Raw genomic sequence first — 23,286 nt, forward strand, 5'->3', positions numbered from 1 at the left:
ATTTGGCGGATCTTAAGTTCTAGTTAAAGAATCCCGCGGGCTTTAATTTCCAGATATTTATTAATGGTGTTAATACTTAATTCTTCGGGCCTGGTAAGTAAAGTGTTGATGCTGTGTTTGCGAAGCTCAGCTGCCATTAGTTTCTTTTGGTGCGCAAAACCTTCCGCAATAACCTGGTGTGCCATATCCGTCGTATTGTCTGGACAGCTTGCGATTATTTTATCTAATTCGGTATTTTCAAAGAAAATAACCACTAACACATGTTTTTTATTAATTGCTTTTAAATAGGGGAGTTGTCTTTTTAGAGCTGAGATATGTTCGAAATTAGTATATAGCATCATTAAACTTCGCTGGGAGACACTTTTTCGCAAATTGCTATAAAGCATACTAAAATCTGAATCTGGAAATTTCGTGTTAATATTATACAAGCGTTCCATAATTTGCTGTAACTGACTCAGTTTTGCATTAGCCTTAAGAATACTTTCAATTTTAGCTGAAAATGAAATTAGGCCTACTTTGTCCTTTTTCTTAAGCGCTATATTAGAAAATGCAAGACTGCTGTTAATTGCATAATCCAGCAAGCTCAGACCATTGAAGGGCATTTTCATAACTCGTCCAGTATCGATAATCGAGTAAATAGGCTGTGCCCTTTCATCCTGAAACTGGTTAACCATAAGTTCGCCCTGTTTAGCGCTGGCTTTCCAGTTAATTGTTCGAACGTCGTCTCCCGGAACGTACTCTTTTATTTGCTCAAACTCCATTGTATGACCAATTCGGCGTATTTTTTTTAAACCGGGCTGGGATAATCGATTATCAATGGCCAGAAAATCGAGTTGCTTCATTTGAATGAATGAAGGATATACTTTCAGCATTTGTTGATTTCCAAAAACCAAGCGTTTTTTAACTAAGCCTATATTTGTAAAAACGTAAATATTTAGTTTCCCATAGAAGTATTCGCCGCGAGTAACCGGACGTAAATAATAAGAGAATCTTTCCGTAGTAGCGGCCTCGATTTTTATTTTTTTTAAAAAATCTCTTTTCTGAAATTGTATTGGGATTTCATCTATTATTTCAACATTAATCGAAAATCTATATTTGTTTTCGACCATAATCTCCACTTCATTTTCGTCTGAATTTGATAATTTCTGCGGAAGAATTCTCTCTGCACTTACTTGGTTCTTTCTATAGAGACTTATCAAATCGCTTCCAAATAGAAGTAGCAGTATTAGGCTAAGAACCCAGGTGAATCCATATAAAAATTCGATAAAATAGGAAAACAGAAAGAGTAGTGCGATGGTAAAGATCGCATAGTAAAAACGTTGGTTTAAATATAAGGATTTAAAAAATTTAAGCACTAACGTGGGATTTCTACAGATTGGGAGATCATCTCTATTACTTCTTTGGCACTTATCCCTTCCATTTCCTTATCAGGACTAATAATTAATCGGTGTGCCAGAACAGGATTAAGTGCTCTTTTAATATCTTCGGGAATAACAAAATCCCTTCCTTTTATTGCAGCAAAGGCTTTAGAAGCATTCATCACCGCAATGGAAGCTCTGGGGGAGGCACCAAGATAAACGTGCGAATGATTTCGCGTTTTACCTACAATGCCGGCAATATAATGCATCAGTTTTTCTTCAAGGATAATTTCCTGGATCTGACTTTTTAGCTCATTGAGATTCTTGGGATTCAATACTGCTTCAATCTGTGAAACAGGAAGAAGGCCTTTGCGGTTGTGATGAGTCTTTAGAATAGCTACTTCCTCGTCAAGGCTTGGGTAATCCACCTTAATTTTAAATAAAAACCTATCTAACTGAGCTTCAGGAAGCGCGTAAGTACCTTCTTGTTCTATAGGGTTTTGTGTCGCCAGGACCATAAAAGGAGCATCCAGATCGTGTTGTTGCCCGTCTATGGTAATTTGTCGTTCTTCCATTACCTCAAACAAAGCAGCCTGGGTTTTGGCCGGAGCGCGGTTAATTTCGTCGATCAAGATAATATTGGAAAAAATAGGTCCGGGTTTAAACTCAAATTCGCCTTTTTGTACATTTAAAACCGAAGTTCCAAGAACATCACTCGGCATAAGATCTGGTGTAAACTGAATTCTGCTGAAATTGGTATCAAGGCTTTTAGCGAATAATTTTGCGGTTAAGGTTTTGGCGACCCCGGGTACGCCTTCAATTAAAACGTGACCGTTTGAAAGTAAACCTGCGATTAATAATTCTACAAAATCATTCTGACCAACAATTACTTTTGCCAGCTGGTCTTTTAATCTCGCAACGGCTTCTTTTAGATCGTCTAAGGGAATGCGGTTGTCAAAATCTAGGGGTTCAGTTTCTTTACGTTCGTGGTTTTCCATTGGAATGTGATTTAAAATTATTTATTGCCTGAGAAATATCGTAAAACTCAGCTTTCCCGGCATTAGGCCTATTTGAAAATTGTGCTATTTTCGAAAAAAGTTCTTTTCCCGATGCTTCGCTGTTTCCAGATTTTGCGGCTAATAAGGTATAGAAATCTTCGTCTATGACCGTTGTGGAAATTTTATAATATATCCTGATATATTCTAAAAACAAATTGATTTTTTTTGTGATCAATTCGTTGTATTCCTTTTGTTCTAAATAAAGGTCACCCACTGTTTTAGCGTATTGATAAGTCTGATTTTTTAAAGGTCTTACTATAGGAATCGCACGTTGCTTTCTCTTACCTTCAAAAATAATGAACAAAATACTGCCAGCAAGTAAAAAATAGTATGCCCATTTAAGCTTGTTGTCGCTCAGTAAAATATAAAGTGGTGAGGAATAAAATGTTTTTCCAGCTTTATAATAATTATCTAAAAAGACTGGTTTTTCCTTACTTATATATGCCAGGATCTTTTCAGTATATTCATAATTTTGCTCCGTTAGCAAAAAGTAATTGCCAAAAGCTTCCGGGGTGTTATGGAGATAGATCTTTCCTTTACCAAAATTCGAACTGATAAAATTAGGTTGACTTTGGTTATCATCTTCCTGAATATTTATCCTTCCCAGGATTTCAACTTTAGCACTATCCTTTTGATGAAAATAAAGTGAAGGAAATTCATTCTTAAATTGATAATCTGTTTTGTTTTTTAATGCCGGATTTTCAAAATTCAATTGTGGTTTAGAACTGAGGTTATTTTCTGGTATAAAAACTTTTGTTTCCAAATTAAGTGTATCCAATAAAACAGGGCTAATGGAGCGTGCAGAAACAAACAATTCATTTCCTTTAGAGACCCAGTCCAACAGCCTGTCCAATTCATCCCGATCAAAATTCACAGTATTATTTAAAAAGAAATAAGTGCCATTTCCTATACTATCAGTAAGCTTTTCAAAGGGGGGACTCACAATTTCTTCGAATTCCCATTTATTGGTGTTTTTCCAACTTTCATAAAAAACAAAACTCCCAAGGGGAATTTTATCATCATTCATATAACTCGGTGTCCAATTCACCGGCTGTGGTTCTGTCGCTTCAAGGTAAGTTAGAAAAAGTAACAGGAGCAGAAAAAAACCAAAAAATAATTTTGATGTTTTACCCATTGTCCGCGTTTTTCAAGTTGTTTTCCATAAGGGTAAATTCCCTATTGGCTTTTTCAAACCGACCTTTGGATAATTCAAAATCACCATACCATATAAAATCATAGAGTCGGGTGATCTTGGTGAACTGATCTTTTATTTCAGTTTTATATATTTCATTGATATAATCTTGATTTGTTTTTTGGAATCTATAGGAAATATGTTCTTTTTGATCCAGCAATCGCAAACTTTTTAAATATAGAAATCGTACAGCAAGACGGTAATTTTCTTCTTCAATAGCTTTGTTAACTAATGATGAAATATCAGCGGATCTTACAATATCTTCTTCCTTTTTTAGATTTACCTTGCCCATTAAAGGTTCAGCCATCACGGCATTTCCGGGATTTAACCGAATAAAAAGCCAGGTAATCAAGCCGAGAACCAAAACTAACAACACATAAGGAAGAGCTGACAAAACGGTACTCCAGAATGAGTTTGTTTGATAGTCGCCAAAAAGCCATTGCAAAAAAGCATTCCATTTAAGTTCCACCCAACGTTTTAAGCGTGTCCACCACGAATCTTCTTCAATTTTTTCAAGATAATCAAAAGCTTTTTCCGCTTTATATTTTTCAATTTCTTTACTATCAAAATCAGCTTTTTCCAGGGTCTTGTCAGGTAGACGCTGATTTATTTCAGTAGAATCTATTACTATTTGTGCTTGCGGACCTGAGATTCCGAAGAAAATAAAACTGAGGGAAAGTAAAAATTTAACCATCAATCGTTTTTCCCAAGGTTTTCAATGCTTTCGTAGGCGCCGGTAAAATATTTTTGTTCGTTCAAATTGTAATATACAAAGGCCACCCCTATTGGGGTGATAGCATAAAGCAAATACTGAATGGCAGAAGCAATTATGGTTAAGGTAAGATACACCCAGTCAAACATATCGGCTACATTAGGTGCGGAAGCCGATTGCTCTTCCATGATGGTAAACATTTTTACAAACGTATAAATAAGTACTGGAATTTGAAAAATAAGGCTAATTATATAAATGATTAGCCAAATAAGGAAAAGGCTTATAAAACTCATCCACCAGTTGTCCTTCACCAGATGAAAACTTTCCGAAATACTACCCCCAATGCTTTCATTTTTAAATACTAAAACGGCAGCTGCAATACTTAACGGTACACTTAAATAAATACCTGGAATAATTAAAATTATAAGTCCGACGAAAATAAGAATCCAGGTAATAGCCCCAAGACCAAACATCTTTCCCAGGTCCGCCTTCACACCTTGTTTTACATCTTCGTGATCTGGTAGTCCGTGGTTGTGTACGTAAGATTTAATAAAATGAAAAGCTGCTACATTCAATACTGCATAATATAATAACAAACCAATCATTAATAAACCAAATCCTATAAAAAAGCCGCCATCCTGAGCGAACATAAGGGAGTTTCCTACAGTGGTATATGAATAATAAGCTACGGCAGCAATTAATAATAAAAATGCAGGCCAAAGGATTTTAATTACGCTTTTAAAATAGGCCTTATAATTTTCACGTATAAATTTAAATGTATCGCTTATGATATCCCCCAGCTCACGCTGTTGCTTAAAATCAATGTAATCCTGCTTCATGAATTTGTTGTTTTTTGTGTAAAAATATGGGATAAAATATATAGTAAAATATAATGAGAGTTAATGAACTTCCGATAATTAAAATTGCCAGCCAATCGGGCATTTGGGTGTGTCGGGTTACAAAACCTTCCAGAAATCCAGCTAAAATAAAAAATGGAATGGTACTAATCACAATTTTAAGTCCGTTTTTAACTCCTTTCACAAAGGAGGTCAGCCGGGTATAAGTTCCAGGGAAAAGTATGCTTTTTCCAACTACCAACCCGGCACAACCGGCAATAATTATTACTGAAATTTCTATGGTTCCATGAATCCATATTGTTCTTGCCGATTCCCACAGCAAGCCCTGATCATAAAAAAAATACTGAAAGGAACCCAGCATTACCGCGTTTTGCATTAATATAAATACCGTCCCTATGCCCGCAAGAATACCCATGCTAAAAGCCATTAGGGAAACTCGAATGTTATTTAAGGTGATTCCCAGGAACATATCCGTCTCTGCCATATTTTTATAAACCGCCATAGGATCCCCCTGAGCAATATTCTGTAAGGTCATATTTACATAAGCGTCCCCTAGAATGCTTCTAACAAAAGTATGATCCGACGCTGCGGAAAATGCTCCTGCTGCAGAAAAGAGAGCAAAAATCAAAAAACTGAGCAATAGTTGTTTCTGAAAATTATAGAAAAACAAGGGGAATTCTTTACTGAAAAAGGTGATAAACCGGTTTCGGGATTCTTTTTTGTTTCTGTAAATTTTTTGATGAGCACTGGCTGCTAACTGGTTTAGATAGGTAGTAGTATTGCTTTTTGGATAAAAAGTCTTAGCATAGCTTAAATGATCGCTGATTTCAATATAAATATTAGAGAGCTGCTCCGGATGCAGCCTATTTTTATTTTGAAGCAAGCTTTCAAACTTCAACCATTTATCCTTATTTTGCTTCACAAAAGCTGCCTCACGCATGGTAATTTCTATTATGACTCAAAGAAACAGATTAAATGGATAATTTTCAAATTGAAACCGCTCAAAATATAAGTATTGATCAGAATGTTGCTAGTGTGGGTGATCGAATCCTCGCCTTTATCGTTGATATGTTTATTATTGGTTTATATATTGTGATGAGTTCCCTTGCACTTGCAGGGACAGGATTAGATGCTTCCGGTCAATGGGTGTATTACCTGATTATGGGACTGCCTTCGTTGTTATACTATTTATTATGGGAAAGTTTATATAATGGTCAAACCCCTGGAAAGGCCGCTTTGCAAATTAGAGTCGTAAAATTAGATGGTAGCCGGCCGGCTTTTTCTGAATATTTAATAAGATGGTTATTGCGTTTTATTGATATTTCTATTAGTAGTGGGGCTATTGCGGTAGTAACTATATTACTAAACGGTAAAGGGCAGCGTCTAGGTGATCTTGCTGCTAAAACCACGGTGATTTCTGAAAAACCAAGGACTAATTTAAGTCGAAGTTTAGCAGTCGATGTTCCGGAAGGCTATGTGCCAAAATATCCACAAGTCAGTGTTTTAAAGGATTCCGATGTACAGGATATTAAAAATCTTTACCAAACTGCCAGGAGAAACCAAAATCACCAACTTATTTTATCGCTTTCAGAAAAACTATCAGAATTACTGGAGACACAACCGAAGGAATCGCCAATGGACTTTATTCAGCAGGTAATAACCGATTATAATTTTTACACCCAACGTGCTTAATTAGTCAATCAGGTCAACTTCCATTTCCACATTATTAATAGGCCATTCCGACTGACCAGTTTTTACCTTTGCGATTTTTTCGGCTACATCCATTCCTTTGGTGACCCGTCCAAAGACAGTATGGTCATTATTCAAATGAGGTGTGCCGTTTTTATCCATGACGATAAAAAATTCAAAGGGAGAAGAAGCCTTACTCACGTTTTGTTCACTGTATTTTGCTGCTGAAAAAGCTCCATAAGTATGTTTATGACCGGCATTAAATTCACTTGGAATAAGATAGTCGCCAATATTAGATCTTTTTTTAGGGGTTGAAATATTATCTGAATTACCCCCCTGGATTACAAAACCAGGTGCAACGCGATGGAAATAAGTATTATCAAAATAGCCTTTCTTTACCAGCATAATAAAATTCGCACGATGTAGGGGGGTATCGCTATAAAGCATTATTTCAATATCACCAAAATTTGTGCTAATACGAACGCGGTTCTCAGGATTCTCTTTTCCGTATTGGGTTAAAAAAGGAATAAGCTTTTCCTGGGGAATAGGAAATCGGTCGTCAGTCTCCGTAGTATCTAATTTCACTATTTTCTCTTTCTCAGCGTATATTGCTTTTAAGGAATCTAATTTGGAAGTTTTAGGAGCTATAACTTCATTTTCAGAAGTAGTTTTGGAAGCGTTTTTACTGGAAGATTGCTTATCTTCACAACTTGCGAAAAAAAGAATTAGGAATAAAGAAAAAATAGAAATAAGATTTCTCATGGATTTTCAGGATTTTAAAGACAGGATTCCAAAATTAAAAAAAATTGTCCTTCCGGGAGAAAGGGCGCATCATAAATTAATGCCGGGTAATCGAAGTAAAGCGATGGAAAATCTTGATGTTGATAGCCTTCAGCCTAATAGGGCTGGGGTTATGGCTGTTTTTTACCCTGATATTTTTGATAGAACCCACCTCGTTTTAATTTTAAGAAAAACCTACAAAGGTGTTCATTCAAATCAAATTGGTTTTCCGGGTGGACGTGTGGAACCTGAAGATGAGAATCTGGAACAAACTGCCTTGCGAGAAACCGAAGAAGAAGTTGGGATTCCCAGAAGTAAAATTAAGGTAATAAAGGAACTTACACGCTTATATATTCCCCCAAGTAATTTCTGGGTACAACCTTATTTGGGTTTGCTGGAAGAAACACCGACTTTAACACCACAGGTAAGTGAAGTAGAGCGAATTTTAGAAGTGGATTTAGATCATTTTCTGGATCATTCTAATTTTGTAAAGCAAGAATTGAGTACCAGTTATTCTAACAAAATGATCGTTCCCGCATTTAAATTAAATGAACAAATTGTTTGGGGAGCTACAGGGATGATGCTAAGCGAAATAAGGGAAATCTTTAGAGAAAGCTTTTAAAAACTAAGAATTACTATATTTGCGCGGGTTAATTTTTAAGAATTGTTGAATATGTAAGCTAACTGGTTAAGGGTTAGCAGGGACTGAAATTTAAACTATGGGATTATTAAAAAGAAATCCGTTTGGACATATTTTATTTCTGAAAAAGTGGCTTATCCGTATTTTCGGATTATTAACCCATCGACGATATCGCGGTTATAATGAATTAAATATTGAAGGCTCAGATATCATTAAAAATCTTCCTGATACCAATGTGCTTTTTGTTTCCAACCACCAAACTTATTTCGCCGATGTCACCGCAATGTTTCACGTTTTCAACGCCAGCCTCAGCGGTAGGGTAGATTCAATTAAAAACATAGGCTATATTTGGCAGCCAAAACTCAATATATATTACGTGGCTGCCAAGGAAACCATGAATGCCGGTTTGCTTTATAGGATTATGGCCTATGCGGGAGCCGTTAGTGTAGAAAGAACCTGGCGTGCAAAAGGTGAAGAAGTCGAACGTAAGGTAAATCCAGACGATACCAAGAATATTGGAATAGCCCTTGAAGATGGCTGGGTGATCACCTTTCCACAGGGAACCACCAAACCTTTTAAACCCATTAGAAAAGGAACTGCTCATATAATTAAACAATACAAACCAGTGGTAATTCCTATAGTGATTGATGGGTTTAGACGCTCATTTGATAAGAAAGGAATAAGGGTGAAGAAACGTGGAATTCTACAAACGATGCAAATTAAGGAACCCCTTGAAATAGATTATGAAAATGATTCCATAGAAGAGATTGTAAGTAAACTGGAATACGCCATAGAGCAACACCCTTCCTTCCTTAAAGTAATTCCTTCTGAAGCGCTAGAGGATATGGAAGAATTAAATAAAAAAAGAGAATATTAGCCTTGATTGTCAGGAATCCGGAAAAACAAAAATTTGCAACCCAAACGCTATTTTTATCTTATTAAAGTTCAGTATTTAGGTTACCGCTTGCATGGTTGGCAAAAGCAACCCCATGTAAAGACGGTAGAGGAGCTCATAACAAAAACCTTGCGGTATGTTATGCCTACTGAAAAATTTAAAATTCTAGGTAGCAGTAGAACTGATGCCATGGTCTCAGCTCAGGAATCGGCCTTTGAACTGTTTCTTGACTACGAGCCTCTATCAGATTTTGATGAGTTTTTAGAGGAATTCAATCTAAATTTACCTCAGGATATTAGAGCACTCTCTATTGTTGAGGTAGATTCAAAGTTCAATATTATTCAACATCCAAAACTAAAAGAATATGCTTATTTCTTTAGTTTTGGTGAAAAAAATCATCCATTTTGCGCACCCTTAATGGCAAATTTTCAATTCGATCTTGATATTGAACTAATGAAAAAAGGCGCAAAAATTTTTGAGGGAAAACACCAGTTTAGGAATTACTGCGTTCGGGTTTCAGAAAATAGTATGTTTGAAAGAGAGATCGCGGTATCAAAATTGGTTGAAAACACTGAAATAACTGCCAGTTTTTTTCCTAAGCGGTCTTATATTTTTCATATTCATAGTGCCGGATTTCTAAGACATCAGGTTCGATTAATGATGGGTGCTTTATTACAGCTTGGAAAGGGGGAACTGACTTTAGAAGATTTGGAAAACAGCTTGAAGCCCGGGGTTGAAATGCAAATGGATTATATAGTGCCGGCTTCCGGATTGCTTTTAAACAAAATTGGACTCGAAGATTTTTAATCTTTTGCTTGTTCTTTTTCTAAAACAGCTAATGCTAAGCGTATAGTACCATAATCCATGGCTTCCTCAAAATGCTGGAAATATGGTTTCAAACCTTCAGGATTTCCAAGTTCTTCTTTTGCCTTTTTTATAGCCTTAAAATCGGATTTTGAAATGTATTTCAAAGGTTCCACATCCTCATCTTCGGCATACAACTTTGCTAAATGGGAATAAATGGTAGTAAGAGCTAATTCTCGTTTCCTGGCGATTTCCTCTAAACTTAAATCTTTGCCCAATAAGGCTAATGTGGTTTTATAAGTATTAGCTTGTTTGCGCTTTTTGGTAGTTTTTTTTTCTTTGTTAAACGCAATGATTTCTTTAATGAATTCATACCCGTAATCCTGCATTTTTTGTCTACCTACGCCGTTAATCTGAAGAAATTCGTCATCGGTAACCGGCCGCGATTTTTCCATCTGTTTTAAGGTCGCGTCATTAAATATAAGATAAGCAGGTATCTCTTCTTCTCTGGCGATTTTCAATCTTAATTGCCTTAATTTCTCAAAAAGGGAATTATTTGAAGTGCTTTCGGAAATATCATTTTCTTCTGCGAGTTTGAATTTTTTCCGATCTGGAACTTTTGCGAGTTGTACTTTTCCGCCTTCAAAAAGTACGGTTTTTGCCAATGAGGTGAGCTGTAAATTATTGCCCCTGTGAAAAGCAATTTCTAAATAACCGAGATTGATCAGTTGAATAATATATTGCTGCCAGTGATGCCACGAGGTATCTTTTCCAATCCCGAAGGTTTTAATTTTTTGATAATTTTTACTGAAGACAGCTTCATTCTGTGAGCCGCGAAGCACATCTATCACTAAAGTGATAGGTTCACTTTCTTTGAGCCTGAAGATACAGGATAAGGCCTTTTGCGCAATAATGGTTCCATCAAAAAACTGCGGAGGATTTTTACATATATCGCAATTGCCACAATTTTCCTTTTTTAATTCTCCAAAATAACTTAGAAGAATTTTTCTTCGGCAACTTAAAGCTTCCGAATATTGTTTCATCCGATCCAGTTTGGCGAGCTGGACTTCCTGGTTTCCAGAATTTGAAGCGAACTTTTGTAATTGAACCACATCGGCATAACTATGAAAGAGGATTGTTTCCGAAGGCAAACCGTCCCGTCCAGCTCGGCCAATTTCCTGGTAATAGCCTTCCAAGTTTTTAGGCATATTATAATGAATCACCCAGCGAATATTTGATTTATCGATACCCATCCCAAAGGCAATGGTGGCACAAATGATCTTAGAATTATCGTTGATGAAATTATCCTGAATTTCAATCCGTTTTTCCGGCGACAAACCTGCGTGATAAGCTTCGGCTTCAAATCCTTGACGCCGCAGTTTTTCAGAAATTTCTTCGGTGTTTTTCCTGCTTAAACAATAAATAATACCACTTTCATTGCTTCGGGTTTTTATGAAATTGGTGATTTGTTCAAATCGCTTAATTCCCGGACGAACATCTAAACTAAGATTTTTGCGGTCGAAAGAAGCAGTGTGTTTTTCAGCGCTGGTAATATTTAGTTGTTTGCAAATATCTTCTCGTGTAGCTTTATCCGCTGTAGCTGTTAAGGCAATCATTGGTGTATTGGGGAAGCGGTTTTTAAGATAACCAAGTTGGGTATAGGCGGGGCGAAAATCGTGACCCCAGCTAGAAATACAATGTGCTTCATCTACCGCTATCAAACTGATTTTGCCATCGCTCAAAAAGCGGTCTACAAATTGTAAACTTTCAGGCGCAACGTAGAGTAACTTTAAAGTCTTTGAATCAATTTTTTTGAAGATTTCCTGCTGTTGATTTTCTGTTTGGCTACTGTTTAGAAATGCTGCAGCAACCCCATTAGCGGTAAGTCCGTCCACCTGGTCTTTCATTAAAGCGATCAGTGGAGAAATCACCAAAGTAATTTCCGGAAGTAAAATGGCGGGAAGTTGGTAACATATGGATTTACCTCCCCCGGTTGGCATGATCACCAGGTTATCTTTTCCTTCAAAAATCGAATCGATAACTTTTTTTTGAAGTGGTCTGAAACTATCAAAACCAAAATATTCCTTTAGCGTATGTAAAACCCTGGTATTTTCCATAGTCGCAAAGTTAGCCCAATGTGACAAATCACAAACTGGAATACATTTAAATTAGAAGAATCATTTAATTTTAACTTTGGTTTATATTTAGGGCATCCCAGATGATAAACTCCAATAGAATTTAAAGATCGTAGGCTACATAAGCCTGATTAATGACCCTGAAGTTTGAATTTTCATTGATAACATTTTCAAAAGCCAGATAATCTATCCATACAAAACCGCTGTCTCCCCAACCTATTCCCCAAGAATTCACTACTTTAAAAGCATTAAAATCATCATTGAAACCAACCACCAACATTGCGTGGCAGGTTACGTTCTCATAATCTATGTTATGGGGGCGATAGGCCGTTAGACCAAAATTATCCGTTACTCCAAATTCAGGAGAAAGTACAGTGCCGATGATAACTGGTTGTTGTTGGGTGAGCAGGGTTTTTATTTCTGCCACCATGTTTTCTCCACTTAGTGCTTTAAAATCTGCTATTTTGGCTTCGCCAGCTGCTTGAATTACATCTTCTTCAGGTTGGGTATTACAATCATTTTCGTAATACGGGAATATTTCTAAAGCGGCAACTCCCTGTTCTTCGATTATTGCTAAGGTAGCTGCAATGGAGGTTCCTCCGCACTCACTGTCAGTTAGTTGATTATAAGTGTATGATGGACTGAAAATCGTATTATCAGAATAGGGCAAACCAGATTGAATTTTTTCCTGGAATGATTTCATATAATAACTCGTGGCCCAGGATGAACAAGAACCTAGATCCCCCTGGTTCCCCACGGGTGGAAGAAATTCAGATAAATCAAAAGCATCAGGTAGGGTATCAGGGATACTAAGAGCACTTAGTAAATTTTCAGTATCAACATTGTAATCTCCTGTACCGGTGCATTCTAGTCCAGTAAAATAAACCTCTCCATTTTCTGCTACAAATCTTTGATCGATCTCTTGTGGATTTTCAGGTAATATAGGATTTCCGGTAGGGTCTAAATCGTTCCTGTCTTTATAACATCCCGATAGGCTAAATATTAATATTAATAGGAATACATTTAATTTTTTCATCGCATATGGATTTTTAATGAATCTTCAGGGAATTATTTTAGGTAGTATTAGCAAACTAATTTTTCCCTGGGTTTTTAATAATACTTAACATCAATAAACATACTAATATTATAGATGGGGTAAAAAAAATGAATATTCGGAATAAAATCGGAGCGTAGCAATAAAAGAAATTAGTGACGACAATAGAAAATCCGTACATTTGCAGCCGCAAAAAATCATTACTATGAAAGCCGGAATTGTAGGATTACCAAATGTGGGAAAATCAACCCTTTTTAATTGCCTTTCTAACGCTAAGGCACAAAGTGCCAACTTTCCATTTTGTACTATAGAACCTAACGTGGGAGTGGTAAATGTACCAGATACAAGGATCCAGAGATTGGAAAATTTGGTCAAACCCGAAAAAGTCCAACCAGCTACTGTAGAGATCGTTGATATTGCAGGACTTGTTAAAGGGGCTAGTAAAGGTGAAGGCCTGGGTAATCAATTTTTAGGCAATATTCGGGAAACTGATGCAATTCTGCACGTTCTACGTTGCTTTGACAATGATAACATTGTACATGTGGATGGTTCTATAGATCCTATCCGTGATAAAGAGACTATAGATATGGAACTTCAGCTCAAGGACCTGGAAACAACCGATAAGAAATTGGAGAAAGTAAAACGTGCTGCGCGAACTGGCAATAAGGAGGCTCAGAAGGAAGAGGCTGCACTAAGCAAAGTTAAAGAAGGTTTGGAAGCAGGGAAATCGGTTAGGGCGATAAATTTAACCGAGGAGGAACGGAAAGACTTTATAAAACCACTTCAGTTCATCACCGACAAGCCAGTGATGTATGTTTGTAATGTAGATGAAGATTCTGCGGTTTCGGGAAATGCCCATGTGGATAAAGTAAGGGAAGCTGTAAAAGAAGAAAATGCAGAGGTGCTGGTACTTGCAGTAGGAACTGAAGCTGATATTACTGAACTTGATGATTTTGAAGAACGTCAAATGTTCCTGCAGGATATTGGTCTTGAGGAACCTGGTTCGGCAAAGTTGATACGCGGAGCATACCAGCTTTTAAATTTACAGACTTATTTTACTGCCGGTGTTAAGGAAGTTCGAGCCTGGACTATTCCCGTTGGTTCTACTGCACCCCAAGCTGCGGGTGTGATCCATACCGATTTTGAAAAAGGGTTTATTAGAGCCGAAGTAATTTCTTATACCGATTTTGATCATTTCGGCAGTGAGGCCAAAGTAAAAGAAGCTGGAAAGATGCGGGTAGAGGGGAAGGAATACATCGTGCAAGATGGCGATATTATGCATTTCAGGTTTAATGTTTAATTTCTTATTTTAAGATATATTTTATTTTTTCGCTATATTCTAGTTAGAATTAACTAAAATTAAAATTTGATCTAAAAGTTTTAAAAATAGTTTATCATTATGATTATCTAGAACGGTTATTTATTTCCTAATTTTAATCTAAACAACCAAAATTTTAGAGATAATGAAACTAGATAAGAATTTTAATTTTATATTTAGAACTATAGGTCTTGCTAAGAAAACAGGATTTATTCTGATAGCTGGTGGATTACTGGTCGCCTGTAATGATGGGGATAAGAAAGCGGAGGATTCAGAGATAGATATAGAACCCTTAGAAGTTGAGCAGGATACAATGTCTAATTATTCTTATGAGGCTAATGCTATGGCAGATTACCTTACGTATATTAGCGGTGATGATGAATACGCAGAAATGCAGGAAGAAATTGATCCTACTATAGCTTTGCAGAAATTTGCAGCGGCTATTTCCGAGAGACGTCAGGTATATGGATTAGAAACTAGTCAAGAACTTGAAGCTATGGAAGATAGTTTAAGTAATACTTCGGAGAACTTAAATAGGCAATTGCAAATTACGGTGGCTTCTTTGAAAGATCTCCAGGAAAATTTTTATGAAGAACTTTCTGAAGAAGTAGATGAATTAAAAAATGAACTTCAAGAAATAGATATGAAATCAGCGGATGCTGATAAAGAAATTCGTTCTTTCTTTATTAAGACCGCCAATGTTATGAAGAAAATGGATGCCCCCTCAGCAGATGCAATGTTGAGCACATATCCAAGAGCGATAGATAGTGTATACTATGAGGAAGTATCCGATAGCCTTGATAGGTAATAAAAAAATTATATGGTAAGCAGTATCTAAAGAGCTGTCCTTTTGGGCGGTTCTTTTTTGGTTCATATTGATTTAAATATCATTTACAGCTAATAGATGAAAGACAATTTTTCTTTTGAATCATCCTCATATGCAAAATTTAGACCCCATTATCCAGGGGATCTATTTAAGTACCTTAAGGAGAATTTAAATTGCACCGAACATGCATGGGACTGCGGAACTGGGAATGGTCAGGTGGCAGGAGAACTCGCAAAATTCTTTAAAGAAGTAAAAGCAACCGATATTAGCAAGCAGCAATTAAATAATGCCGTACACAAATCTAATATTGATTATTCTTTACAGCCGGCGGAAAAAACAAACTTTCCAAGTAATTATTTTGATATTATTACTGTAGCGCAAGCCATTCACTGGTTCAATTTTGATGCTTTTTATAAGGAAGCAAAACGAGTATTAAAAACCAGCGGAATTATTGCCATAATCGGATATTCCTTGTTTAAAAGCAATTCTGAAACCGATGAGGTTATCCATAAATTTTATAATGAGATCATTGGTACTTACTGGGATAAAGAACGCAGGTATTTAGATGAAAAATATCAGACAATTCCTTTTGCCTTTCAGGAAATTGAAAGTCCTGAGTTTTTCCAGGAATATCAATGGACACTTAATCAACTCATTGGATATTTAAAAACTTGGAGTGCTGTTAAACATTTCGAGAAAGCAAATGGGCAGAACCCAGTGGATCTTATTACAAATGAGCTAAAAGTAACTTTTGGTTCAGTAAATAAGGTAATTTTTCCAATCCTTTTTAGATTTGGAAAATTAACCAATTAATTACCTGGCATAAAATATGATTGTTCTGGGTTCGTTATAAATTAATAATAGCCGATTAAAATAATTGATAATGAATAAAATAGCTTTTGTTTTCTTGTTTATTACGGGAATATTTTTTCAGAATTCTTTGGCCCAAGGTTTCGCTGAGGACCAATCAGTTACGCAACAAGTACTTCAGGAACTCAACAGAGAGCGCCGTTTGCTAAGTCAGAATCTGGAATACAGAATAAAAGAAATAGATTCAAAAATTAGTAACCTTGATGAAAGTATTCAAAATACCAATTCTTCTGCGGAAAAAGTAGAAAAACTATTAGAACGAGTGAAATTTCTAGAGGAGCGCCAAGAAGAAATTGATAAAAATACCATCAGTGTTTACAAATATAATTACAGTTCTGCGGTACTAAATTTAGCATCGATGGAACGTGAAATTAAGCCCCTCAACCTATTCAACGCCTCCCGGGAATTTTATGCCACTCTTGATCAGGTTAGTAATCCTATGCATTATGAAGGTTATCAGGAGTGGTTTGGTGAATTTAGAAAGTTTGTGGAGGAAGAAAAGAAAAATGATGCACGGCTTTCTGCTTTAAGTCATATTTTGGATGTTACCGGAGATCTTGCAAAGGGGACTCCCTTTACGGGAATGTTCGCTGGTACCGTTTTTGACGGAATTGGCAGTTTTATTAATTCTCTGGGATGGGGCGATAAAAAGCTTAAACAGCAAAGTACCGAAATGCTGAAACTAACCACAACTGTAGCGCAATTTACACATGATAAGGATCTTATTGAGACAGAATGGGAATCCATTAATAAAAACTTGGATGAACTAAAGGAGTTACAGGAGCAGGCGATGCATGAAAATTTGGTGAAAATATTAAGAATAGATCCTGAGGAATTTGATCGAAATTTCACCAACGAAACTGATGCTAAAAAACGTACCCAGTATATTCTGGATATTTCCAAAATAGCCGAGAATAAAATAGCTGAAGAAAAAGCGAAAAATCCCGAGAATTGGAAACAGGACTATCATGACCAGATGATCGCAGTACAGAACCTGAAAATTCGATTTGGAACAATTACTTTTAGAATTCTGGAGAACCTCAAAAAATACGATTCGCTTATTAAGAAATATGAAGATGATGAGTATCTAAAAACTAAAATCGCTGATTTAAAAAGTAAATTAAATGTCGTGCGGAATAGTTTTGAATCTACTTTTAATCCGCAGGAATATATAAAGGCTTCTAACGAAATGTATGTGGTAGAGTAGCTCCCATACTAGAAAAATGCTAGATTTAAGATTTTAAATTATTTAAATTCAGAACATGTTAAATCCAGAGCCAAATTGTTTTGGCCTAAACAGGAAATTTAGATTGTTTTAGTTAGGCTTTTTTTAATGTTTTATTTGAGGTAGGAGCTTTTCTATCCGCTCTCTTGCCTGTTCGTATTGAGCTGGTAGTTTTAGACTGGTTCCCAGATCTTCTAAATTCTCGTCTCTTGTAAAGCCTGGATTATCAGTGGCAATTTCAAATAAAACTCCTCCTGGTTCTCTAAAGTAAAGAGAGAAGAAATAATCTCGGTCAATTTTTTCAGTGATTTGTAAACCTTTTTGAACAATCTTTTCCCGGAAATTCATTTGGATTTCTTCATTTTTAACTCGGAATGCTATATGATGATTGGTACCACCGGCGTTAATACCACGCGCTGCACTAGAATCTTCATGAATATCTATAATTGCTGCATTTTTTACCGCATTGGTTTTATATCGATAAAATTCACCAGCTTTCTCTTCGAGTTCATAGTCAAATAGTTCGGTTAAAATACTCGCTGTAGGCCCGACATTATAAAGTGTAAGGGTTACGCTATGAAAACCTTTTAGAGCTACGTCCTTTTTTATTTCTTCAGTTTCCCACGCCTCACGATCGTCTTGATGGTTAGGCACTACTAATTTTAAATTAAGCCCGTCTGGATCACGAAATGGTAAAAATTGTTCTCCAAATTGCTCTCTAATTTTACCAAATTCTACGCCGTGGCTTTCAAAACGTTTTTGCCAAAAATCCAGGCTCCCTTTTGGAACAGAATAACCGATTTCAGTGGCCATACCTGCTCCGTTTTTTCCTTGCTTAACCCTTTGCCAGGGAAAAAAGGTAAGAATGCTTCCCGGTGTTCCTGTTTTATCACCGAAATAGAAATGATAGGTTTGCGGATCATCAAAATTTACTGTTTTTTTTACCATCCGTAATCCCAAAACTTTGGTGTAAAAATCGTAATTGCGTTGTGCATCTCCGGCGATTGCAGTGATATGGTGTAAACCAAGTATTTTATCTTCCATAGCTTTTTAATACAATTAAGTAAAAAGCAAGTGCATTTCGGTTAAAATAATTGTAAAACTAAGGTTAGTGAGAATTTAAATAATCATCTCAACCGTAATTCTAATTCGAAACTCACTTGCGGGATATAAAATTAAAGATTTTATAGGAAATTTTTGGATAGAAAATATCCAATTGAAAGATTTAAAGATGTTTGCGTAACCTTTTTACGATATTATACGTATTCAAATCTGAATAAGTGCCAAAAGCATTTACTAATATGCCTTTGATTTTATGATTAAGGGAGGAGATAGCGTATACTATCATTTCATCCCCTGGATCTGTCATTCCTTCAAAACGGTAAATCTCATCAATCTCAAACTCTTCAGGAGAAAGTTCTAATGAACGTTGGGTAGCTACAATTTTATCCTTTTCGGGCTCCAATTTAAAATCGGTAGTATAACCGCGCACAGCCAAACCGTTTATAGCCTGACTCACTGTTTCGTAATCGTGTCTTTCTACCAACATAATTTCCTATAAATCTACCAGTGAAATTACTTAATTTATTGGAGTAAAGCAACTGGTAATCAGTTTATTATTGTGCTTTAAATTTTTAGCTTAAGGAAGCTATAATTTTTTTTAATTTTTGCTGGACTTCCCTGGCGATTCCTTCTAAATCCTCACTTTTGGCTGCTTGCATAGAAGCTATCGGGTCTACAGCTGAAACCTCAATTGAGCCATTGTCATTTTCTTCGACAATAACGTTACAGGGCAGTAAAACACCAATTTTATCTTCACTTTTAAGTGCTTTATGGGCAAATTCCGGATTGCAGGCGCCAAGAATTTTATACTTTTTAAAATCTACATCTATTTTCTTCTTCAAGGTTTCTTTTACATCGATTTCCGTCAGCACACCAAAACCTTCTTCTTTTAAAGCGGCTGTAACCTTTTCTATCGCCTTATCAAAATTCTTTTCCTTTAAAATAGTATTGAAATAGTAGCTCATAACTTAATTTTTATCAGTTTATTTTACTCTTAATTTACAAAGAATACCAAGTAAAATGATTGAAATCTAGGTTTAAATTTTTCTTAAATATTCAGTATTGAATTAGTCCTTGGAATTGGGGTCATTTAATATTGATTATTATTGGAGCGGCTATGGAAATTATTTTTAAACTCAAGCTTCTTCAACTTCAGGAAAAAATAAAAAAGCTTACTTTTGTGATAGAACTTCTACTTTTGTAATTAAACTATGGGCCAAAGAATATTACTAAATGCTGTTGAAATAAATATTATTCTTCATCGTCTTGCCTGCCAACTAGTTGAAAATCATACCGATTTTAAGAATACCGTAATTATTGGAATTCAGCCACGCGGTGTTTTTCTTGCGCATAGAATTATTAAAATACTTAGAGAAGAATATAACATCACAGATCTAAATTACGGCCATCTGGATATCACTTTTTACCGTGACGATTTTAGGAGAAGTGACAAACCCCTAGAAGCCAATAAAACCAAAATTGATTTTATAGTAGAAGATAAAAAAGTGGTTTTTATAGATGATGTTCTTTATACTGGAAGAAGTATTAGAGCCGCATTAACTGCGGTACAATCATTTGGTAGGCCTGCAGAAATTGAATTATTGAGTTTTATAGATAGGAGATTTAGCCGTCATTTACCTATTCAACCAGATTATAATGGAAGGCAGGTAGATGCGATTAACGAAGAAAAAGTAATAGTAAACTGGAAAGAAAATGATGGAGAAGACGTGGTTTATCTGGTTTCTAAATAATTAAGTATATGAGCGAATTAAGTGTAAATCACTTACTGGGAATTAAATATCTTACCAAAGAAGATATTCAGCTTATTTTTAAAACCGCCGATCATTTTAAGGAAGTGATTAACAGACCAATTAAAAAAGTCCCTTCGCTTCGAGACATTACCATTGCTAATCTATTTTTTGAAAATTCCACAAGGACCCGGCTTTCTTTTGAACTTGCTGAAAAACGTTTAAGTGCCGATGTAGTTAATTTTTCGGCTGCATCTTCATCAGTGAAAAAGGGTGAAACGCTAATAGATACCGTAAACAATATCTTATCGATGAAAGTAGATATGGTGGTTATGCGGCATCCAAATCCCGGGGCTGGGATCTTTCTTTCAAGAAACGTAGAAGCCAGTATTATTAATGCGGGAGATGGTGCTCACGAGCACCCAACACAAGCACTTTTAGATACTTACTCTATACGTGAACGTTTAGGAGAAGTATCCGGAAAAAAGGTCGTTATTGTGGGAGATATCCTTCACAGCAGAGTAGCCTTGTCAAATATTTTCGCACTAAAACTTCAGGGAGCTGAGGTAAAGGTTTGTGGTCCTAAAACGCTTTTACCAAAACATATTGAATCTTTGGGAGTAAAGGTAGAAACCGATCTTAAAAAAGCTTTGGAATGGTGTGATGTGGCCAATATGCTAAGAGTTCAAAACGAGCGAATGGATATTAGCTATTTTCCTAGTACCCGCGAATATGCCCAACAGTTCCAGGTAAATAAAAAAATGCTGGAAAGCTTGAATAAAGAAATCGTAATTATGCATCCCGGCCCAATTAATCGCGGAGTTGAAATTACAAGTGATGTTGCTGATGCAGAAAATGCAATTATTTTGGACCAGGTACAAAATGGGGTTGCCGTTCGAATGGCTGTGATTTATTTACTAGCTTCGAAGATAAACCGCTAGAAAAACTTTTAGTTACCTAAGTTCAAATTTTAAAGAATTACGCTATGAAGATTTCCGAAAAAGAAAATTATATTTTAATAGAGCCTCTGGAAGCTCCCGTGGTAAATTTTGTATCCTCCCTTACGCGGAGGCATTCCGAATTTAACAATAAGAATATTATGGTTAGCCTTTTGGCATACCATAGTCTTCAAAAAGAGGAAGTGATGGGATTTTTAGAGATATCAAAAGCTCACCAACAAAATAATAAATCGATTGTATTGGTAAGCAATGCAATTTCTATAGATGAATTACCTGAAGAGATTGTTGTAGTTCCTTCTTTAAAAGAAGCTGAAGATTTAATTCAAATGGACGAAATTCAAAGAGATTTGGGCCTTTAATTAATTGAAAATGAAGCTTACTATCCTTGGTTGTTACGCCGCTACTCCCCGTAGTTTTACTAATCCCACATCCCAGGTGCTGGAAATAAACAACCAATTGTTTTTGATTGATTGTGGTGAAGGGACACAAGTGCAATTAAGACGAAATAAGATTAAATTTTCTAAAATAAAACACATCTTTATTTCTCATCTCCATGGGGATCACTCCTACGGTCTTGTAGGACTTATTTCAACTTTCAGGTTGCTGAATCGTGAAACCGAACTGCATGTTTATGGTCCAAAGGGAATTAAGGAAATCATTACCCTTCAACTAAAACTTTCTAATTCGTGGACCAATTATCCACTTTATTTTCATGAATTAGAGAGTAAAGAACCAGAGCTTATTTATGAAGATGAGAAAGTAAGTGTTGAGACCATTCCTTTAATCCATAGAATCTATACCAATGGTTTTCTATTTAAAGAAAAACCGGGAGACCGCAAATTACTTATAAATAAAGCGGTTGAGTATAAAATTGATGTTTCCCTTTATAGAAGCATGAAGAAGGGAAAAGATGTGACTTCAGAAACCGGGGAACTTGTTCCTAATCATCTTGTAACTGCAGATCCTCCTACACCTAAAAGTTACGCTTATTGCAGCGACACAGCCTTTAATCAGAAAATGATTCCGCAAATAAGTGGAGCAACTGTTTTGTACCACGAATCAACTTTTCTTGAAGACAAATCTGATTTGGCTTATCCTACAAAACATAGTACGGCGAAACAAGCTGCACAAATAGCCAAAGAGGCAGGTGTTAAGAAGCTTATTCTAGGCCACTATTCTACCCGATATAACGATATAAATTTATTTAGAGAAGAGGCTGCCACCATATTTTCTGAAGTAGATTTAGCCGATGACGGTAAGGTTTTTATCTTTGAATAGCACTTTTCTTTATTTTTTCTTACATATCAACTTCTCGTAGATTTAATTTTAATGCTTTTTAGTAGGTTTAATCTTACATAAACTGTTAAAATACAAATAAAACCGATAAAATGCATTTTAACATATGCTTTTAGTCGATAAAAAGTGTACTTTTATCTTCCTTGTTTAACATGATCAACCATGAGAAAAAGTACACTTAGATTTATTATGCTTGTTTTGCTTACTGTTACAACGGTTTCTTGTGCGAAAGAAAGCATTGAAGAAGAAGTAAATTCGTACAACCATATTGCTGAGGAGAAAATCAATTTCGATTATTCGGAAATTGAAAGTAGTATTCTCGATTTGGTAAATGAACACCGCGAAAGTTTAGGACTTTCATCTCTTAAGCCTATAGCTGAAATTTCAGTTGAAGCGGAATCTCACAATTATTACATGCTAGAAATTGGAAAAGTTAGCCACGATAATTTTGGAATTCGTTACGAAAATTTAGTAAAAACTGTTGGGGCAAAAGCGGTAAGTGAAAATGTAGGATATGGTTATAGGACTGCAGAAGCTGTAGTGAACGCTTGGTTAAACAGTGATGGACATAGAAAGAATATTGAAGGAAATCATTCTCATTTTGGAGTTTCAGTTGTTGATGATGAAGAAGGCAGGAACTATTTTACCAATATTTTTATAAGAAGATAACTATTGTTTTTATAGATTTACACATAAAGGTTCAGTAAAACGCTGAGCCTTTTTTGTTGTGGGGGCACGCCCCGCTTGGCTTATCAATTGATTGTGCAACTTCCTTAAAAGGGAGACCATAGTACTGATCATTATCTTA

The 23,286-nt window shown here is 35.9% G+C and carries 25 protein-coding genes; 13 read left to right on the forward strand and 12 right to left on the reverse strand.

Annotation, left to right across the window (positions count from 1 at the left end; translation table 11 throughout):
• Positions 1-23: 23 nt before the first annotated feature.
• The 6 genes from DET49_RS15235 to DET49_RS15260 are packed head-to-tail and all read right to left on the reverse strand — an operon-like array spanning position 24 to position 6,117.
• Positions 24-1,355 carry a DUF58 domain-containing protein gene (locus DET49_RS15235; RefSeq protein ID WP_133549217.1) on the reverse strand — a complete coding sequence of 444 codons (1,332 nt, stop codon included), beginning with the start codon at positions 1,353-1,355 and terminating at the stop codon, positions 24-26.
• On the reverse strand, positions 1,355-2,356 hold the full coding sequence (locus tag DET49_RS15240) for an AAA family ATPase (RefSeq protein ID WP_133549219.1): 1,002 nt from the start codon (positions 2,354-2,356) through the stop codon (positions 1,355-1,357). Before DET49_RS15240 ends, DET49_RS15235 begins: the two co-directional genes overlap by 1 nt.
• Positions 2,337-3,551: a DUF4350 domain-containing protein gene (locus tag DET49_RS15245; protein ID WP_133549221.1), complete on the reverse strand. Its 1,215-nt coding sequence runs from the start codon at positions 3,549-3,551 to the stop codon at positions 2,337-2,339. The genes DET49_RS15240 and DET49_RS15245 overlap by 20 nt, the downstream gene beginning before the upstream one ends.
• A complete protein-coding gene (locus DET49_RS15250) occupies positions 3,544-4,302 on the reverse strand; it encodes a DUF4129 domain-containing protein (RefSeq protein WP_133549223.1) in 759 nt (252 codons plus the stop codon). The genes DET49_RS15245 and DET49_RS15250 overlap by 8 nt, the downstream gene beginning before the upstream one ends.
• Entirely contained in the window at positions 4,302-5,159 is an 858-nt protein-coding gene (locus tag DET49_RS15255) for a hypothetical protein (RefSeq protein WP_133549225.1), read from the reverse strand. Before DET49_RS15255 ends, DET49_RS15250 begins: the two co-directional genes overlap by 1 nt.
• Complete coding sequence (locus DET49_RS15260) at positions 5,140-6,117, reverse strand: stage II sporulation protein M (protein WP_133549227.1); 978 nt, start codon at positions 6,115-6,117, stop codon at positions 5,140-5,142. The genes DET49_RS15255 and DET49_RS15260 overlap by 20 nt, the downstream gene beginning before the upstream one ends.
• 35 nt (positions 6,118-6,152) lie before the next feature.
• Here DET49_RS15260 and DET49_RS15265 point away from each other — a divergent pair, with 35 nt between their 5' ends.
• Positions 6,153-6,869 carry an RDD family protein gene (locus DET49_RS15265; RefSeq protein WP_133549229.1) on the forward strand — a complete coding sequence of 239 codons (717 nt, stop codon included), beginning with the start codon at positions 6,153-6,155 and terminating at the stop codon, positions 6,867-6,869.
• Here DET49_RS15265 and DET49_RS15270 read toward each other — a convergent pair whose 3' ends face one another.
• Positions 6,870-7,628, reverse strand: coding sequence for a peptidylprolyl isomerase (locus tag DET49_RS15270; protein WP_133549231.1), 759 nt, complete (start codon positions 7,626-7,628; stop codon positions 6,870-6,872). It lies immediately after the preceding gene.
• On the opposite strand from DET49_RS15270, the gene DET49_RS15275 reads away from it, so the two are divergent.
• The 3 genes from DET49_RS15275 (at position 7,627) to DET49_RS15285 (ending at position 9,988) form a co-directional block, all read left to right on the forward strand.
• Entirely contained in the window at positions 7,627-8,268 is a 642-nt protein-coding gene (locus DET49_RS15275; protein ID WP_133549233.1) for an NUDIX hydrolase, read from the forward strand. The two genes, DET49_RS15270 and DET49_RS15275, sit on opposite strands and share 2 nt — an antisense overlap.
• 97 nt (positions 8,269-8,365) lie before the next feature.
• Positions 8,366-9,163: a lysophospholipid acyltransferase family protein gene (locus tag DET49_RS15280; protein WP_133549236.1), complete on the forward strand. Its 798-nt coding sequence runs from the start codon at positions 8,366-8,368 to the stop codon at positions 9,161-9,163.
• A 33-nt stretch (positions 9,164-9,196) separates the two neighbouring features.
• The gene (locus DET49_RS15285) at positions 9,197-9,988 is read left to right on the forward strand and encodes a tRNA pseudouridine synthase A (RefSeq protein ID WP_133549238.1); all 792 of its coding nucleotides are present in this window, start codon (positions 9,197-9,199) and stop codon (positions 9,986-9,988) included.
• Here the strand turns inward: DET49_RS15285 and recQ are convergent.
• Entirely contained in the window at positions 9,985-12,102 is a 2,118-nt protein-coding gene (recQ, locus tag DET49_RS15290) for a DNA helicase RecQ (RefSeq protein ID WP_133549240.1), read from the reverse strand. The genes DET49_RS15285 and recQ overlap by 4 nt on opposite strands.
• 121 nt (positions 12,103-12,223) lie before the next feature.
• Positions 12,224-13,156, reverse strand: coding sequence for a C1 family peptidase (locus DET49_RS15295; protein WP_133549242.1), 933 nt, complete (start codon positions 13,154-13,156; stop codon positions 12,224-12,226).
• Positions 13,157-13,379: 223 nt separating this feature from the next.
• Here DET49_RS15295 and ychF point away from each other — a divergent pair, with 223 nt between their 5' ends.
• From ychF to DET49_RS15315, 4 genes are all read left to right on the forward strand, one after another.
• The gene (gene ychF / locus DET49_RS15300) at positions 13,380-14,474 is read left to right on the forward strand and encodes a redox-regulated ATPase YchF (protein ID WP_133549244.1); all 1,095 of its coding nucleotides are present in this window, start codon (positions 13,380-13,382) and stop codon (positions 14,472-14,474) included.
• A gap of 163 nt (positions 14,475-14,637) precedes the next feature.
• Positions 14,638-15,300 carry a hypothetical protein gene (locus tag DET49_RS15305; RefSeq protein WP_133549245.1) on the forward strand — a complete coding sequence of 221 codons (663 nt, stop codon included), beginning with the start codon at positions 14,638-14,640 and terminating at the stop codon, positions 15,298-15,300.
• 96 nt (positions 15,301-15,396) lie between these two features.
• On the forward strand, positions 15,397-16,131 hold the full coding sequence (locus tag DET49_RS15310; protein ID WP_133549247.1) for a class I SAM-dependent methyltransferase: 735 nt from the start codon (positions 15,397-15,399) through the stop codon (positions 16,129-16,131).
• Between the two features lie 70 nt (positions 16,132-16,201).
• Positions 16,202-17,395, forward strand: a complete 1,194-nt coding sequence (locus tag DET49_RS15315) for a hypothetical protein (RefSeq protein ID WP_133549249.1) — start codon at positions 16,202-16,204, stop codon at positions 17,393-17,395.
• A 123-nt stretch (positions 17,396-17,518) separates the two neighbouring features.
• Here DET49_RS15315 and DET49_RS15320 read toward each other — a convergent pair whose 3' ends face one another.
• The 3 genes from DET49_RS15320 to DET49_RS15330 all read right to left on the reverse strand — a co-directional run bounded on the left by DET49_RS15320 (position 17,519) and on the right by DET49_RS15330 (position 19,440).
• Entirely contained in the window at positions 17,519-18,457 is a 939-nt protein-coding gene (locus tag DET49_RS15320; RefSeq protein WP_133549251.1) for a ring-cleaving dioxygenase, read from the reverse strand.
• Positions 18,458-18,638: 181 nt separating this feature from the next.
• A complete protein-coding gene (locus DET49_RS15325; RefSeq protein ID WP_133549253.1) occupies positions 18,639-18,962 on the reverse strand; it encodes a phosphoribosylpyrophosphate synthetase in 324 nt (107 codons plus the stop codon).
• 85 nt (positions 18,963-19,047) lie between these two features.
• Positions 19,048-19,440: a DUF302 domain-containing protein gene (locus DET49_RS15330; RefSeq protein ID WP_133549255.1), complete on the reverse strand. Its 393-nt coding sequence runs from the start codon at positions 19,438-19,440 to the stop codon at positions 19,048-19,050.
• Positions 19,441-19,686: 246 nt separating this feature from the next.
• On the opposite strand from DET49_RS15330, the gene pyrR reads away from it, so the two are divergent.
• The 5 genes from pyrR to DET49_RS15355 all read left to right on the forward strand — a co-directional run bounded on the left by pyrR (position 19,687) and on the right by DET49_RS15355 (position 23,147).
• Positions 19,687-20,226, forward strand: coding sequence for a bifunctional pyr operon transcriptional regulator/uracil phosphoribosyltransferase PyrR (pyrR, locus tag DET49_RS15335; RefSeq protein ID WP_133549257.1), 540 nt, complete (start codon positions 19,687-19,689; stop codon positions 20,224-20,226).
• Between the two features lie 8 nt (positions 20,227-20,234).
• Entirely contained in the window at positions 20,235-21,164 is a 930-nt protein-coding gene (locus tag DET49_RS15340; RefSeq protein ID WP_133549259.1) for an aspartate carbamoyltransferase catalytic subunit, read from the forward strand.
• A gap of 44 nt (positions 21,165-21,208) precedes the next feature.
• On the forward strand, positions 21,209-21,541 hold the full coding sequence (locus tag DET49_RS15345) for a ribonuclease Z (RefSeq protein ID WP_133549261.1): 333 nt from the start codon (positions 21,209-21,211) through the stop codon (positions 21,539-21,541).
• A gap of 10 nt (positions 21,542-21,551) precedes the next feature.
• Entirely contained in the window at positions 21,552-22,460 is a 909-nt protein-coding gene (locus DET49_RS15350; RefSeq protein WP_133549263.1) for a ribonuclease Z, read from the forward strand.
• Positions 22,461-22,640: 180 nt separating this feature from the next.
• Positions 22,641-23,147, forward strand: a complete 507-nt coding sequence (locus DET49_RS15355) for a CAP domain-containing protein (protein WP_133549265.1) — start codon at positions 22,641-22,643, stop codon at positions 23,145-23,147.
• The last annotated feature ends 139 nt before the right edge of the window (positions 23,148-23,286 follow it).

It is taken from the genome of Salegentibacter sp. 24 (assembly GCF_004362395.1).
Taxonomy (GTDB): Bacteria; Bacteroidota; Bacteroidia; order Flavobacteriales; family Flavobacteriaceae; genus Salegentibacter.